The following is a 16537-nucleotide window of genomic DNA, read 5'->3' as shown; positions in this document are numbered from 1 at the left end:
AGCCAGCGGGATCGACGCCCAGCCCCGGGCGACGGAACCGACCGAACGACCGCGCACTTCGGGGCTCCGCGCACCATGTGGGACTCAACTTAGGTTGAGCGATAACCTTCGTTAAGCGTGGCTCGAAGCGAAGGTTAGCGAACAACCTTGGTTCACGACCAAGGCTCATTAGGAGGACCTCGGCGCTCACCGGCCAGGACGGCCGACGAGCAGCGCCGCGACCGGCCACACCACTAACCCATGCCCGCGCCAGCCAAGGCGGGCTCCCAGTGACGCCCCAATCCGCCCCATCAAGCCCTCGCCGTCCACAACGGCAAGCAAGCGGCGGAACGGCCGCCGCCGCGGCCCCAAGCCCGCCGGGCCGGCGGTGCGGCCATCAGGCGTCGGGGCCGAGCGTCAGGACGTACGCGTCATCGAACGGTCGCTCGGCCAGCAGCTCCAGGCCGGCGGCGAGCGGGGTGGTCATGACCTCGTCGACCATCCGGGCGAGGCTCTGGTACTCGCCGAGCGTCTGGTACGTGGCCGCGAACGACATGAGCCTGCCCATCGGCGTCTCGGCGCGCATCGTCAGGCTCGTGGCCGTGCGCAACTGCGCCCTGCGCCATTCGGCGTCGCTTACGCCTGCGTCCTGCGCCTCGCCCAGCACGCGCAGGTAGCTCGCGATGACCTCCTCGGCGCGCTCAGGGGCGGTGCTCAGGTAGCCGACGAAGGCGCCCGCGCCCTCGCTCGCCTCATGGCCGAGCGACGCGTTGTCGGCCAGCCCCTTGTCGACGAGCTCCCAGTAGAGCCGGCTCCCGTCGCCCGCGCCGATGACGCTGGCGAGGAGCCCAGCCGCGTAGCGGGCCTTCGTCGTCTCGGCGGGCACGCCGGGGGCGTAGAAGGCTGCGTGCAGGCGCTTCAAGGAGGCGTCGGTCAGCCGCTCGCGGCCGCTCGCGGGTACCGCGGGAGGGCGGTCGCGGGTGGCGTCGAACGCCGGCCACGTGCCGGCGCGCTCGCCGACCTGCTCGAGCACGGCGTCCAGGTCGTAGTTGCCGGCGAGCGCGAGGATGACGTTACCGGGCAAGTAGCGGCGCTCGAAGTAGGCGAGCATCTGGTCGCGGGTGAGGGCCGTGATGCTCTCGCCCGAGCCCAGGACGCTGTTGCCGAGGGGGTGCGCGTTCCAGAAGCGCTCGTTGGCGTGCTCGAAGAGCCGGCGGCTGGGGCGGTCCTGGTACATGGCGATCTCTTCCAGGATCACCTTCTTCTCCATGTCGAAGTCCGCCTGGCGCAGGCTGGGCCGCATGAGCTCGGTCAGTACGTCGAGCAGCGAGAGGGCGCGGCTCGCGACGACCGCGCCGTAGTAGACGGTGCGCTCCTCGCTGGTGAAGGCGTTGTAATCGGCGCCGAGCTCGTCGAAGGTGCGGTTTATGTCGTCCGGGGTGTAGGTCTCGTTGCCCTTGAAGAGCATGTGCTCGAGGAAGTGCGACACACCGGCCACCTCGGCCGTCTCGTCGCGCGAGCCGGTGTGCACGAGGTAGCCGATGGCCGTGCTGGCGGCCTGGGGGTTGTGCTCGCCGATGACGGTCAGCCCGTTGGCGAGGCGCACCTCGTCGAACCGCAGGTCGAGGCCCTTCACGCGGCCGGTCCCAACGTGACGACGGTCGGCTGCGGGACGGGGTTCGCCGCCAAGTAGCGGTTGACCTGGCTCAACGTCACTCCATCGATGCGGGCCGTGATCTCGGCGGCCGTCCGCGGTCGTCCGAAGAGCACGACGTCGTTGCTGAGGCGGCCCGCGGTGGCGCCGGAGGCCTCGCCCGCCATGACGATGCTGGAGAGGAGCCCGGTGCGCGCGCGCTCCAGCTCGGCGTCGGAGACGCCCTCCGCGAGGCGCGCCAGCTCGGCGAGGAAGACCTCGAGGGTCTCGCTCGCCCGCTCGGCGGTGGTGCCCGCGTACCCGAGCGTGTAACCGAAGCCGCGTAGGGCGCGGAAGAAAGCGCTCACGGAGTACACGAGGCCGCGCTTCTCGCGCACCTCCGTGAAGAGCCGCGCGCCCATGCTGCCCGAGAGGACCTCGAGGGCGAGGAGGTAGACGTACATGTCGTCCGTGCCCGGCGCCGGGCTCGGGAACGCGAGGCCTATCTGGACCTGGCTCGAATCGGCATCGACGTGGTGGCGGCCGACGGGCGCCACCCGGGCGGGCGGGACCGGCACGGTGCCGCCGCCCCAGGAGCCGAAGGCGGCGGTGACGGCCTCGACGAGGCTCTCCCACGTGCCACCGCCGGCGAGGCCGAGGACCGCGCCTTGCGGCCCTAAGCGCCGCGCGGCGTCCTGGCGCACGCCTTCCGGCGTGAGGGCGGTGAGACCCGCCTCCGTGCCGTAACCGCTGCGGCGTTGCGCGCTGGCGAAGAACTCGGCCTGCAGGGCCTCGAAGAGGCGCTGGGTCGGGGCGTCGTCCAGGGACGCGAGCTCCTGCAACGCGAGGTCACGCGCCGCCTCGAACTCGCCGTCCTGCAGACGCGGCTCCCTGACGGAGGCGGCCAGCAGGTCCAGCGCCGGCGCGGCCACGGACTCGAGGAAGCCGAAGGCCAGGTTGCTCGCCTCGCGCCCGCTCCCGCCGCCACGGCGCACGCCGAGGTCGAGGAGGGCGTCCGTGTAGGCTCGCGAGTCCAGGTCGCCGGCGCCGCGCTGCAACCACTCGTGCAGCACGTTGGCGGAGCCCTCCTGTCCTTCAGGGTCCGTCGTCGAGCCGAAGGGCAGCGACAGGGTCGCGCTCACCGTCGGCAGCCACGGCATGGGCGCGTAGACGACGCGCAGGCCGTTGGGGAGCGTCAACTCGTGAAGGGCGCCGATCGGCGCCGCAGTTAGCGACATGGGCGCAAGTATAGCCGTGGGCCTCGCGGCTCGGCGCTTCGGGTCTCACCACGCCGGACCTCGGCCCCGGTCTGGCGCTCAGGTTCGCTCGGCCCCGCCCCGGAGCCTGCGCAGCGCCCCCGTGAGGTCGCCGCTGCCTGCGAGGCTCGTGCCGACGAGCACGGCGTCCGCCAGGCCCGCCACCGAGGCGAGGTCGGCGTTGGTCGCGTAACCCGACTCCGCCACGCTCACGCCGGCGTAGCCCCGCTCGCGAGCGGCGGCGATCAGCTTCGGCGCCGTGCCGAGGTCGACGGCGAGCGTGGCCAGGTCGCGGTTGTTGACGCCGAGCACGCGCGCACCGGCCTCCAACGCCACCGCGAGCTCCCGGGCGTCGTGCACCTCGACGAGCGCCTCTAGCCCGAGCCCTTCCGCGTACCGCAGGTACTCGCCCGTGGCCTCCCCGAGGACGCTGACCATCAGGAGCACTGCGCTCGCCCGGGCCGCGACGGCCTCGCGCACCTGCTCGGGGTGCACGACGAACTCCTTGCGCAGCAGGGGCAGCGGCACGGCGACCGCGACGGCGCGGAGGTGCCCGAGGTCGCCGCCGAAGTGACGCGGCTCCGTGAGGACGCTCAGGGCCGCTGCCCCGCCGGCCAGGTACTCGCGCGCGGCGCGCACCGGGTCGAGCGGCGCGATGTGCCCTTGCGACGGGCTCGAACGCTTGATCTCAGCGATGAAGGCGAGGGGCGTGAGGCCGGCGGCCTCCGCCTCGCGCTTGGCGGCGAGGAGCGCCGCTGACAGCTTCGGGCGCGGGACGCCGCCCTCCGAGCGCTCCTCCGGAGCCTCCTCGCGAGGCGGCGAGGCGCGGTCCCGAGCCCCGACCCGGGGCGCCGCGGCATAGTCGGCCGCGCGTTCGCGGGCGATCCTGCCCAAGACGCCGGGGATGGCGGCGAGGTGCGGCTCCGTCAGCGGAGCCGGAGCCGCAACAGGTGGCGGTGCGGACGGACCGGCTCCAGCGCCATGCTCCCCGGTTCCGACATCGCGGCGTCCCGCCATCAGTAGGTCCTGAACTCCGGCGCGCCCGCGAGGCTCGGCGGGGTGGCCGACCAATCGACGTCCACCCTCTTCACCACCGCGTGCGCCGGCCCGACCCGGAGGTGCTTGAGGAGCACCATGAGGTCGCCGTAGCGCCCCTCCGCGACGATCTCGACGCGACCGTCCGCCAGGTTCTCCGCGTGCCCGCCGATGCCGAGCTCGGTCGCGTAGCGGCGCGCGAAGGCGCGGTAGCCGACCCCTTGCACGTCGCCCGACACGATGGCGGTGAAGCGGCACGGGTCCCCTTGCGCGGGCGTCTGCGTGGGCTTTTCCGTGCTGGGCGCCATGAGTGGGGGCATGTTACCCCGTGGCCCGTTCACTTTCGTGGTCGGCCGAAGGTCGACGCGCGCTTCGAGGCCGGTGGACTCCCCCGTGCCGACTAGGAACTCGACTAAAGGTAGTCGCTAACCTTCGCTAAGGACCGGCGTTAACCAAGGATATCGCTCAAATCTAGTTGAGATACTAGGAGAGCGTGGAGACCCTAGGGTGTGCCGTAGCCACCGGGGCGTTCTCACATCGTCGTGGTAGCGTGCGGCGCACGTGAAGCGCGTAGGGAACGGGGTTCCTGCCGCCCATAGCACCCCATCCCCGAGCTCCCCCCAAGAACGGGAACTAGCCGCCTGACGCGATGCCCCGCAGAACGCTGCTCACCGCCTTAATAGTCACCCTCGTGCTCGGGGCGGCGGCTCTGGCGCCTGGCATCGGCGCCGTGCGCGATGGTCTGCTGCGCTACCTGATTGCCGCGGCCGAGCGACAGGGTGTGAGCATCGCCTACTCCGCGAGCAGCGGCAACGCCTGGAGCGGCGTCACCCTCTACGACCTGCGCGTCGACGCCTTCGGCTCGCACCTCACCTTCGACCGGTTGCGCGTCGGCTACTTCCTGCCCGCCCTGCTGGGTGGCGAGCTGCCCCTCGACGCCGAGGTGGAGGGCGCCGCGGGTGAGATCGACCTGTCCGACCTGGACCTCGTCGCGAGCGGCGGCTCGGGGCCGACCGTCGGGTTCGCACCACGCGTGCGGCTCGGGCAGGTGCGCCTCATCGGCTCGACGGTGAGCGTCAAGCAGATCCCTTTCACCCTGCCGGACGTGACCATCTCCGACCTCACCCTGGAGAACGGCGCCGCCGGCCTGCTCATCGGCGGTGAGCTCGCCACCGCCGAGGGCGCCGCGCGCCTCAGCGGCACGCTCGACCCGAACACGCTGAACTTCACCGGCGTCGTCGAACGCGCCGACGTCACCCTCACCAAACACTGGTGGCCGGGTGCCGTCGGCGGCACCGTGACCGGCACGCTCGCCGTCGTCAACGGTCGGATCTCGGGCGACTTCGCCCTCGAGGGCGGCAGCGTCGCGGACCTCGGCATGACGGCCGAGGACGTCTCCGGCACGGTGAGCCTCCGCTACCCGGTCCTGACGGCCGACCTGCGCGGGCGCGGCATGGGCGGCGAGGTCAGGGCCTCCGGCACGGTCGACATCGGGGCGGAGCGCTTCGCCGTCACCGGCCAGGCGACCCCCTCGCTGGCGGCGGCCGTGGCCTGGCTGCTCCGCGGCCAGTTCGCGGGCGAGCTCCCCTTCGAGGTCGAGGGCGACACGACCATCGACCTGGCGGTGAGCGGGTGGAGGACCGTCGAGTTCACGGGAACGGCCCGCGCCGACGGAGCCGTCAACGGCCTGGCCGCCTCCGACATCGACGCGCGCTTCAGCCTCAAGGGCAAGGCCCTCGACGTCGACTCGACCATGACCCTGGCGGGCGGCCCGGTCTCCCTCACCGTGACCACAGGGGCGCGCGGCGAGCAGCTCCTGCGCGTGCGCGCGAACGACCTGGACCTGGGCACCTTCGAGTACGCCGGCCTCCGGCCGGGTGGCACGCTGCGGTCCGTGAGCGTCGACCTGCCCATGGGCGGCAACCCGCAAGGGCGGCTCGCGGCGGTGTGGGCGGGCAACGTCGCCGGGGCGGAGGTCGACCTCGCGCTCGACGGGCGCCTGGACCCGGACGGCTGGCAGGCGTTCGTGTCCGGCGGCGGCGAGCCCGGCATCGAGCTCTCCGGAGCCGTGGTGCTGGCGGACGGGCGGCTCGACGGCGGCCTCAACCTCCGGAACGTACACTTGGACCTCCTCGGCGCGCCCGTCGACCTCGCCCTGAGCGCCTCGGGCGCGCCGACCGACCTGGCCCTCCGGGCGGAGGTGAACGGACGCGAGCCGGTCACCCTTGCCCTGGCGGGGCTCGACCTGAGCGCGGCCGCCGGCGCCGCGCCCGTGGACCTACGCGGCTCGCTCACGTCCCGCTTGACGAGCGGCGCCTTGGGGCCGATCGAAGGGCGGTTCGGACCGGTTGCGCTCGAGGCCGCGGTCGGCACCGCCCCCTTGCGGGTGGAGGCCGACTTCACACTCGATCCCGTCGTAGTCGGGAGCAGGGCCACCACCGGAACCGACGCCCCGGCGAGTGGCAGCGCAGACGACGATCCGAGCCCGGCCAACCGGCCGACCTCGGACGTCCGCGCCACCCTCGCGGTCCCGACCGGCCACGCGACGTTCGCTAACGGCGTCCTCACCGCCAACGCCACCGTGGCCATCGCCGACGCGCTGGCAGGCCCACTGGCGCTGGACGTGGGCTCCCTGCCCGCGGACCTGAGCGCCGGGGGCGGCGGCTGGGCGCTGGCGCTCGGCGAGCCAGGCGGGCCTCTGACCCTGCGGCTCGGCTCCGACGAGCCTCTGAGCCTCGTGGTCACCGACCTGCCCACGCGCCTGGAGGGCAGCGAGCGCGAGGCGAACGTGAGCGCGAACCTGAACGAGACCGACGACGGCTACGCCTTCACGATGGTCGTGCCACGCGCGGCCGAGGCGGTCGGCGTCGCGCTCCCCCTGGACCTGACGTTGCACGGTCGGTTGGCGCCGGCGCGCGGCGCCGTCACGGCCACCGGCACCCTCGGCGAGCTGCCCCTAGCGGTCGACGTGGACTGGGCCGCTGCTAGGCGCGTGGCGGTCACCGCCGCCGGGCTGAACCTCGACTACTCGTTGGCCGGCGGCGCCTGGTCGGCCACGGGCGCCGCCGAGGTCGAGGCGTTGGCGCGCGCCCTCGGGTTCGGCGAGACGGGCGCAACTGGCACGGTGACGCTCGACATGCACGGCGAGGGCGGGTCCGGCGGAACGTTGTCGGGGCTGGTGGACGTGACGCTCCTGGAACCCCTGCCCGTGCGCCTGCGAGGCGTGGCTGCGGGCGACCGACTCGCCCTGACGTTGGAGGGCGACGCGGCCGGGCTGCCGGTGAGCGGCGCGGGGGCGCTGAGCCTGAGCCCGGCGGAAGGCGACGGACCGACCGGCGCCATGACCCTGGCGGTGGGCCCCCTGACGGGTATCACGGTCGACCTGTCCGGCGCCCGCGGCAGCGGCGAGCTGACGGACCTGGCGCTCGGCCCGGTGAGCGCCGCTCCCTTGGCATGGGCCCTCGACTTCTCGTGGAGCGAGCTGGCCGGTGGTCTGAGCCTCGGTGGCGAGCGCCTCGCCGTACGCAACGCCGGCGGGCAGTGGCGCCTCGCCGGAGCGCTCGCCGCGACAGCGACGTACGCGGGCACGGAGTACCGGGCCACCCTCACGCCCGGCGCCGTCGGCGAGACGACCGCGACCCTCTCCGAGGTCGCCGCGTTGCCGCTGAGCCTGACCGTCGTCAACACCGCCACCGGCGCCCGCCTAGCGGAGGCGAGCGGCACACCGGCCGACCTGACCGTCACCGTCGACGCCGCCGCGGCGGAGCTCGCCGCCATGCTTCCGGAGCAGTTCCGGCCGGACTGGCGCGTTACCGGAGAGGCCACCCTCGACCTCCTGAACGGCCCCCGCTACCGGGCGAGCATCGACCTCGTCCCGTCCGCCGCGCAGGAAGGCGAGGAGCCCCTCCGCGCCCGCCTCAGCGGCACCGGTGCACGCGCCGACCTGGTGCTCGAAGGGGCCGGGGTCTACGTCAGCAATGAGGTCGTGCGCGGCGCGGGCCGGCTCAGGCTGAGAGCGGACGACGCCGCGCTCGACCGCTACCTCCCCGCCGGGATGACGGGGACGCTCGGCGGCACGCTCGTGCTGGAACAGGGCCGGTGGCTCGGCGCCCTCACGGCGCAGCTCGCCGGCCCGCTGACGGCGACGGTCAAACTCACCGGGCAGGGCGAGGAGCTGCGCGTAGCGGCCGACGCCGCCGCCACCGGAGACGTACGCGCGAGCGCCTCGGGCACCTTGGCCCCTCGACTCGCCCTCACCGGCACGGCGAGCGCCCAGGACGGTCTGGCGACGGCCACGTTCACCTGGGGCGACGGCCTGAGAGGCGAGCTTCTCACGCGCCCCTTGGAGCTCGGAGACGCCGCGAGCCTGCCCGGCATGGCGTTCGACTTCGCTCTCGACCAGGCGACCGGCACCGTGACGCTGAGCGCGCGCGCGGGCGCGGCCGGCGCCCTCACCCTCACCCAGGGCGCCCTGGGCGGCCGGCTCGTCGTGAGCGCGCGGACGGCGGCCGGCCCCGTGACCGTGGAGCTCACGCCCAGCGGGACGCTGGCCGACGCGCGCGTCCAGGCGGCCGTGAGCGGCGCGCTCGAAGGTAGCGCGGAAGCCTCGCTCGCGGCCGGCGTGAGCACCGAGCTGCTCGTTCCCGCAACCAGTCTGGCGGCGGTGGAAGGGTTGGGCGTCGTCTCGTCGGTCATGTCGGAGCCCGCGCGGCTCGCGTTCACACTGGACCCTGGCGGTTCTTGGCGCGCCATGGCCGCAGCCGCCCTCGAGGCGGACGGGCTGCCAGGCGACCTCGAGCCGGCCGTCAACGCCGACCTGGACGGCCACGGCCTCGCCTACGCCGGGCGACTGACGCTGGCGAACGGCGGCGCCGAGATCGCCGCCGCGAGCGTGACCGGCGAGGCCGCCGACCTGCGGGCCGAGCTCGACCTCGGCGCCGTGGACTGGCGGGCGCTCGGCGCCGCCGTCGGCCTTGACCTCGAGGTTACGGGCGACGGGCGGGCGACCCTGACCACCCGGCCGTTCGCCACCGAGCTGGTCCTCGACCTGAACGCGCGGCTCGGCGACAACGTCCTGCGCCTGACCGGCTCCGCCCCCGACGACCTGCGTGTCGGCTTCCACGGCCCGGCCGGCGAGCTGGACGGCCTCTTGGCGTGGGAGCGCGCACCGGGGGCCCTCCCGGCCGCACACCTCTCGGGCACGTTCGCCGGCGCCCCCCTTGACCTCCGGGTGGCGGGCGACGGCGCGGGGGGAGGCACCCTAGCCGCCACTTACGGCGGAGCCTCGCTGAGCGCGCGGGTCGGCCAGGGCACCGGAACCGCCGAGCTCGCCGCGCCGACCGGCAGCCTCGCGCCCGTCGGGCTGCTCGCGAACGCGTCCGTGGCGTGGGGCGGCCAGGGCGTGGCGCTCACGGCGCTCGACGCCGCCGTGTCCGGGCTCCTGCCGGCCGACGACCTGCGCCTCACGCTCTCCGGTCCGGTGACGGCCGCCGGCGCCGGCCTCGGGGACGCTCTGCGGGAGGACCTCCCGGGCTTGGCGCTGACCGGCACGCTCGCCGCCGGGCCCGACCTCGAGCCGGCCACGCTCGCCGTCGGCCCGCACGAGCTCCGGCTCGCCTGGCGCGAGCTGACCGCCACGCTCGGCGCCTCGTCGTCCGACGGCCCGGCCGCGCTCCTCGACCTCCCGAGAGCCCGCCTGGCGTTGACGGGCTCAGCCACGGAGGCGGACGTCGCGGACCTGCTCTCGCTCTTCCCCGCCGCCTCCCGGGCCCTGGCAGACCTGCGGGTCGAGGTCACGTCCGCCGAGCTCGCCTGGACGCGTGCGACGGGCTTCGCCGGCGGCCTGACGGCCACCGCCGCCCACGCGGGCCTGCCCGAGGCCCGCGCCGAGCTCTCCGCGACCGGCGCCGGCGGGCTCTTCGCCCAGGCGACGCTCCGGCACGAGCGCGTGGCGGGTCCTGCGGCCGAGGCTCGGCTCGAGCTCTCGGCCGACCCGCTCGCGGACCCGAGCGTCGGCGGCACGCTCACGGCCCACGTGCCGCTGGCGGCGGTGGCGCCGCAGGTCGGCGGCTTCCTCGCCGAGCTGGGCGCCGACCTGCAGCTCGGCGGTACGTTGACAGCCCCGACGTTGGTGGGCACGGCCCGCCTGGCAGGCGACGTGGCGGCCTCCGGCCCGGTGACGTTCGCCGACGGGCGGCTCACGGTAAGGCTCGACGGGCCGGCGCTGCGCGCGCAGGGCGCGGCGACTCTCGGGGCCGACCCCACGTGGGGGGCCGACGTGGTGCTGACCGACCTCGACATCGGCGGCTGGCTCGGCCAGGTCCGCGAGCCGCGCCTGAGCCTCTCGGCGAGCGTGGACGACTCGGGCGTGACGGTGAGCGACCTGCGTCTGGCGGCGCCGCGCTCGCTCGTGACCGGCTCCGGCAGCCTCGGCTACGGCGCGGGCGGGCTGCGCCTCAACCTGAGCGCCGCCGTCGACCTCGCCGACATCGCCGTGAACGGCACCGAGCTCACCGGCACGTTGCGCGGACCGGTGGCGATCGCGGCGACCAGCCTCGACGACCTGGGCGGCGCGACCATCACGGCGGCCCTCGACGCCACGACGGTCGGCGCGGGCGGGCTCGGCGGGAGCGTAAGCGGCACTTTGTCGCTTGGCGGCTCGCTCGCGGACCCGGCCCTCAACGCGGACCTGCGAGGCGACGGCCGCGTGCGCGGCACGCTCACCGCCAGCGCGCGCCCCGCCGCCGGCGAGGTGCAGCTCGCGAGCGATCTCACGTTCGGCCAACTCGCCACCGACCTGCGCGCCAGCCTCGGCGGCGGCGAGGCGCGGGTATCCGGCTCTGCACGCTGGGGCGAGGCCGTGCTCCTGCTCTCCGACGTCGAGGAGGGCGGCGAGGGCGCGGTCCGCATGACGGGCGCCGGGCGCTTGAGCGGCTGGACGGCCAGCGTGGCCTCCAACCTCGGCTGGGCGCGCCTCGAGGGCGACCTGGCTACCGTCCAAGCGAACCTGACCGGCGCCCTCCGGCTGCGCCTCTCCGGCGACGGCGCCGGTCCGTGGCTGCAGGGGACGGTCGCGGGCGCGTCGGTGGCAGGCGTCGCGCTCGGCGACCTGACCGCCTCTTCCGAGGCGCCCCTAGGCACGATCTCGGTGACGAGCGACCACCTCGCGGGCGAGTTCGACGTCGGCACCGGGCGCTGGAGCGCCGAGCTGACGGAGCTCACGGTGGCCGCGGACACGCGGCTGTCCGCTAGCGGGAGCGGGACGCTGCAGGGCGGGGCGCTCACGGCGCGGCTCTCGGGCCCGCAGCTCGAGCTCGAGGCTCGCCTCGCGAGCGCCGTCGGCGCCATCGAGGCGAGCTTGAGCGGGCAGGCGTTCGGCGGCGGACTGGAGCTGAGCGCCGCGCGCGCCGCAGCCTCGCAGTCGTGGAACGGCACGGCCGGTTACTCGGGAGGAACGCTCGGGGGCTTCACGCTGGACGCCACCGGCACCGTCCAGGGCGAGGGGGCGCTGCCCCAGCTGGTCCTTCTCACGCACGCCGTCGGCCCCCTCACGCTGGACGGTCGCATGGCCGTCTCCACCGCCGGCGTGACCCTCGACCAGTTCGTCGCGGGCGGTCCGCTCACGCAAGGCGTGCGCGTGCAGGGCCGGGTCTACCCCGACACCGACTTGACGCTCGCCACGCTCCTCGAGGCGCCTCGCCCCGGCGCCACGGCCTCCCTGCCGACGAGCTCGCAGGTCAGGCTTCGCACCGTGCTCGGCGCCGGCCTCACGGCGGCGGGAACTGCGCGCCTCGAGCTCGGACCCGCCAGGGTGACGCTGGGGGGCCACGACTCGGCTCCCGTGCTCGCCGCGCAGGTCGTCGGACTGCCAGGGTTGCGCGCCCAGACCGAGCTGCGCGCCAACGACCTCATCCAACTCGTCACGGGCGTGGTGGCGCACGGGCTCGAGCTGACGGGCACGGACGACGTGACCGGCTCGCTGCGTATCGACCTCACACCCGAACCGAGCGTCACCCTCCAAGGCCTGAGCGCAGCGGTCGCCGGCCTGGACGTGAGCGCCGACGGCACCGTCGCCGTCGGGAACGCAGACATGCGCGCAGAGGTCGTCTTCCGCACGGACCTGCAGCTCATGGGCGGCGAGGGCGACGACCCCGGCGAGTACCGCCTCCCCGTCGCCGTCACGGCCAGCGGCGGCCGGTGGCGCCTCGAGTACGACGGGCCGCTCGGGCTCCTGCACGGCACGTACGACCAGGCCGGCGGCGCTGTCGGCCTGGACGCCGACCTGCGGATCGGCGGCGGTCGCGTGAGCTCGCGCCTGGAGCACTCGGACGGCGAGCTGCGCGGCAACGTCCAGGTGGACGGGGTCCACCTCGCACCTGCGGGCCTCGGGGCCGTCTCCCTGGCCGTCGACAGCACCGTGGCGGACGGGCGGATCGGTGGGAGCGTCGTCCTGGAAGGCGAGGCAGGGCGCCTGACGCTCACCGGGTCGTGGGGGCTGGCCGGCATCCTCCCCGAGAGCGTCGTGACCGGCGCGCCGAGGGGCGGCCGCCTCGAAGCGCGCCTCAGGACCCTCGAGCTCTCCAAGCTGCCGGTCGTCGCGGCGCGCGCGCCTTACCTGACGGGTGCGCTCACGGGCGTCGTGCAGCTGCGCGACGAGTTCGTGTTCGGCCAGCTCGTGAGCCCGGAGATCTCGGCCGCCGGCAGCACCTCGCGCCTGGAGCTGGACCTGAGCGGCTCCCTCTCCTCGCTGGACGCGAGCCTGCGGCTGAAGGGCGCCACGGTCTCGGCCAACCTGACCGGCAACCGCCTGAGCGGCCTCGGTCGCTTCGAGCGCTTCCCCGCGCAGTTCCTCGCGCAGGCCGTTGTGGGTCCGAGCGACGTGACCGCCGACACGACGGGCGTCGTGCGCTTCGAGCTCCCCTTCGCCGACCTGGGGAGCAGTTACTTGCGCCTCGCCACGGAGGAGGTCCGCCTCGAGCGCGCCGGCGTGCCGACGATCGGCAACCTCACGCTCGCGTTCGACGCGGGCAAGCTGGTCGTGGAGCGCGCCGACTTCGCCGGGCTCGGCAGCTGGGAGGCCCACGGGGAGCTCTCGCTCGACCGCTTCGACTTCCACCTCTCGGCCGATGACGCCGATTTCACGCCGCTCCTCGGGATCGTGCCGAGCCTCGCGCGCATCGGCGCCGGCGCCACCGGCACGTTCACCCTGGACGTCTCGGGCGACGCCGCCGCGCCGCAGGCGCGCTTCGCGAGCCCCGGGTTGGACGTCGCCCTGGCCGGCAGCCGCTACCGGCTGGCCGACACGGAGATCGAACTGGCGGGGGCGAACCTGAGCGTGGTCGCGCTGCTGAGCGGCGTCTCGCCGCTCGAGGGCGCGCTGAGCGTCGCCGGCGACGCGCGCCTCACGCTCGCGCCACTCGCGTTGACGGACGTCGCCATCGGTTTCGACGGCAGCCTCGACCTGCTCAACTTCGGCGTCGTTCAGGACCTGAGCGGCGAGCTCACCAAGGGCGCCGCCGGCGAGCTGCGTCTGGACGCCACCGGGCGCATGGGCGCCGGCGAGCTGGCGCTGACCGGCAGCTTGCTCCCCCTGGAGCTGAGCGCGCGTGGCACCGGCCTGACCGTCGCCTTCCCCGCCCTGCTCGTTGCTCGAGCGCTCGTCGACGCCGACCTGACCCTCGTTGGCGAGGCAGGCGGGGTCGCGCTGGGCGGAGCGGTCGTGGCCTCGGAGATCATCGTCGATCCGGGCGCCCGCGGCCCGGCCCCGGCCCCCGCCGGCGGCGGGCCGGCCGCCCAGACCCGGCCGGCCGGCGGCTCCGAGCCCGCGTCCGTCCTGCGCTTCGCCGACCTCGCCATCCGGGCGCCCCAGCGCGTGCTCCTCTCCACCAACCTCGGCTCGGGCGAGGCGGCGCTCGACCTCGTGCTGAGCGGCAACGCCGCCGACCCGAAGCTGACCGGCACCGCCCACGCGCTGCGCGGCAACCTGCGCTTCTCCGGCCGCGACTTCACGATCGACCGCGCCGTTGCCACGTTCAACCGGAGCGGGGGCGTCTACCCCGAGCTGGACGTCGCCGCGCACACGGAGTTCGACAAGTCGCGCGTCTTGAGCGCCGACAACCGGGTGTCGTTCGCGGCGCCGCGGGAGGGCCAGACGTTCGTCGTGGAGCTGGCGTTCACGGGCCAGATGGTCGCGGCGCCCGGTGAGGAGGGGGGCTTCCGCTTCGACCTGCAGCCGCGCGTGGCGTCCGACGCCCGCATCGACATCGAGGGCGAGGGCGTGCGGTCGTTCACGGACGCCGAGCTGATGTCGCTCATCACGCTGGGGCGGTTCGAGCTGAACTCCGGCATCGTCGCGACCGGCGGCCTCGGCCAGGCCGTCGCCCAGGGCGCGCTCGACACGGCCATCGACCTCTTCGTGATAAGCGAGCTGTCCAACGCGCTCAAGGAAGCGCTCGGACTGGATGTCGTCGAGATCAGGACGTCGGCCATCTCGAGCCTGATCGACGACGCCGCGCACCCCTTCGGCGTCTCGCTCCGCCTCGGCGGCTACCTGAACCCCGAGCTCTTCGCGAGCTACCGCATCGGCACCTACGACGGCACGGACGGGGCCTACTCCCTCACGAACGAGGTGATGCTCTCCTACGGCCTCGGGCCGCTCGACCTCGACGTCACGGCCCGCGTCGACCTCCCGACGGCCGGGATGAACGAGTCGGCGCGGCCGGAGATCGGCGTGGCGCTCTCGTACTCCTTCGGACCGACGTTCGGGGTCGACACGGGCGTGGTGCTCTCCACGCAGCGCAGCGCGTTCCAGGTCGGCCTGACGTTGCGATGGTGAGGCCCGTATACCAGTAGGGCCCGGGCGCGGTCTGGCCCAGTGGGCGCCGCTGGTATAAGTGGCGGGTGGCCAACCCGCCTCAAGGACCGCGGGACGCCGCACTAGCCCCTCATTCGACCCGCGGAGGTACAGCTCCCATGACCGACGATCCTCGAGGCGTGCATGACCTACCCAGCCCATGGCGGGACAGCCGCTTCGGCCTTACCCTCGGCGCCGGCGCCAAGGTGAGGCACAACCTGAACGTTCCAGAGCTCGTGGAGGAGGCCCTCGTACGCGGCGAGGCGCAACTGGCCAGCACGGGCGCGCTCGTGTCCGACACGGGCCAGTTCACGGGCCGCTCCCCCAAGGACAAGTACATCGTCGTCAACGCCGGTAGCGAGGGCGTCGCGTGGGGCGACGTCAACCAGCCCGTCGACCAGGCGCACTTCGATCGACTGCTGGAGGACATGAACGACCACCTGGTCGGCAAGGACCTCTTCGTCCAGGACCTGTCCGCCTGCGCCGACCCGGCCTACGCGACGAAGGTGCGCGTCGTAGCCGAGTACGCGTGGCACGGCTTGTTCGCCACGAACCTGTTCCGCGAACCCGTCGCGCCGCGCCAGGAGCCCGACTGGGTCGTCCTCGACCTGCCGAGCTTCAAGGCCGACCCCGCGCGGCACGGCTGCCGCAGTACCACCGCGATCATGCTCGACTTCGAGCGCCGCCTCGCGCTCGTCGCCAACACGGAGTACGCGGGCGAGATCAAGAAGGGGCTCTTCACCGCGCTCAACCTCGAGCTGCCCCGCCAGGACGTCTTTCCCATGCACTGCTCCGCCAACGAGGGCCAGGGCGGCGAGGTCACGCTTTTCTTCGGCCTCTCGGGCACCGGCAAGACGACGCTCTCCACGGACCCCGCGCGCCGCCTCATCGGCGACGACGAGCACGGCTGGTCGCGCACCGGCGTCTTCAACTTCGAGGGCGGCTGCTACGCCAAGGTCGTCAACCTCACCGAGGCGGCCGAGCCCGACATCTACGCCGCCAGCACGCGCTTCGGCACGGTGCTGGAGAACGTCAAGCTCGACAGCGCGCGCGAGCCCGACTACGCCGATACGTCCAAGACGGAGAACACGCGCGCGGCCTACCCCATCTCGTTCGTCGCCAACGCCTCCCCCACCGGCGTCGGCGGCCACCCGCGGGACATCGTCTTCCTGAGCGCCGATGCGTTCGGGGTCCTGCCGCCGCTCGCGCGCCTCACGGTCCCCCAGGCGCTCTACTACTTCCTCAACGGCTACACGGCCAAGCTGGCCGGCACGGAGCGCGGCGTCACGGAGCCCGTCGCCACGTTCAGCACCTGCTTCGGCGCTCCGTTCATGCCGCTCTCGCCGCTGGAACACGCCGAGATGCTGCGGAGCCGCCTGGCCGCGCACGCCCCGCGCGTATGGATGGTCAACACGGGCTGGACGGGTGGCGGCTTCGGGGTCGGCAAGCGGATCTCGCTGCGTTACACGCGCGCCATGCTCGCCGCGGCCCTGTCCGGCGCGCTCGACGGCGTCGAGACGATCGAGGACGCGGTCTTCGGACTGCACGTTCCGCGGCACGTGCCTAACGTCCCGGACGCCCTCCTAACCCCACGCGGCACGTGGGCGGACCCCGCCGCTTACGACGCGGAGGCGCGGCGCCTGGCCGGCATGTTCAGGAAGAACTTCGAGCGCTTCACGGCCGACGTGGCGCCCGACGTGGCGGCGGCGGGGCCGCAGGGTTGAGTGCGGAGCGGCCCGGCCCCGGGGCCCCCGGGCGCGGCGGCCCCCCCACCCCAACTCA

At 74.0% G+C, this 16537-nt stretch carries 6 protein-coding genes; 2 read left to right on the top strand and 4 right to left on the bottom strand.

The features are described from left to right. Positions 1–376: 376 nt before the first annotated feature. From M9914_08700 to M9914_08685, 4 genes are all read right to left on the bottom strand, one after another. Positions 377–1615, bottom strand: a complete 1239-nt coding sequence (locus M9914_08700; protein ID MCO5174259.1) for an insulinase family protein — start codon at positions 1613–1615, stop codon at positions 377–379. Continuing rightward, positions 1612–2850, bottom strand: coding sequence for an insulinase family protein (locus tag M9914_08695; protein ID MCO5174258.1), 1239 nt, complete (start codon positions 2848–2850; stop codon positions 1612–1614). The genes M9914_08700 and M9914_08695 overlap by 4 nt, the downstream gene beginning before the upstream one ends. Before the next feature lie 78 nt (positions 2851–2928). Continuing rightward, positions 2929–3762, bottom strand: coding sequence for an indole-3-glycerol phosphate synthase TrpC (gene trpC, locus M9914_08690; protein MCO5174257.1), 834 nt, complete (start codon positions 3760–3762; stop codon positions 2929–2931). 122 nt (positions 3763–3884) lie between these two features. Continuing rightward, on the bottom strand, positions 3885–4211 hold the full coding sequence (locus M9914_08685; protein MCO5174256.1) for an acylphosphatase: 327 nt from the start codon (positions 4209–4211) through the stop codon (positions 3885–3887). Between the two features lie 341 nt (positions 4212–4552). Between M9914_08685 and M9914_08680 the strand changes: the two genes are divergently transcribed. Both M9914_08680 and pckA read left to right on the top strand, forming a co-directional pair. Then, positions 4553–14737, top strand: coding sequence for a translocation/assembly module TamB domain-containing protein (locus tag M9914_08680; GenBank protein MCO5174255.1), 10185 nt, complete (start codon positions 4553–4555; stop codon positions 14735–14737). Between the two features lie 158 nt (positions 14738–14895). Then, positions 14896–16479: a phosphoenolpyruvate carboxykinase (ATP) gene (pckA, locus tag M9914_08675; protein MCO5174254.1), complete on the top strand. Its 1584-nt coding sequence runs from the start codon at positions 14896–14898 to the stop codon at positions 16477–16479. Positions 16480–16537: the final 58 nt, after the last annotated feature.

The sequence above is a fragment of the Trueperaceae bacterium genome, from assembly GCA_023954415.1.
GTDB lineage: Bacteria > Deinococcota > Deinococci > Deinococcales > Trueperaceae > JAAYYF01.
The sequence above is the reverse complement of the archived record's forward strand: the minus strand, read 5'-3'. Positions and strand labels throughout refer to the sequence as shown.

Coding starts and splice junctions, on each gene's coding strand:
- M9914_08695 (MCO5174258.1), bottom strand. CDS start 2,850: ATGTCGCTAACTGCGGCGCCGATCGGCGCCCTTCACGAGTTGACGCTC.
- M9914_08685 (MCO5174256.1), bottom strand. CDS start 4,211: ATGGCGCCCAGCACGGAAAAGCCCACGCAGACGCCCGCGCAAGGGGAC.
- M9914_08680 (MCO5174255.1), top strand. CDS start 4,553: ATGCCCCGCAGAACGCTGCTCACCGCCTTAATAGTCACCCTCGTGCTC.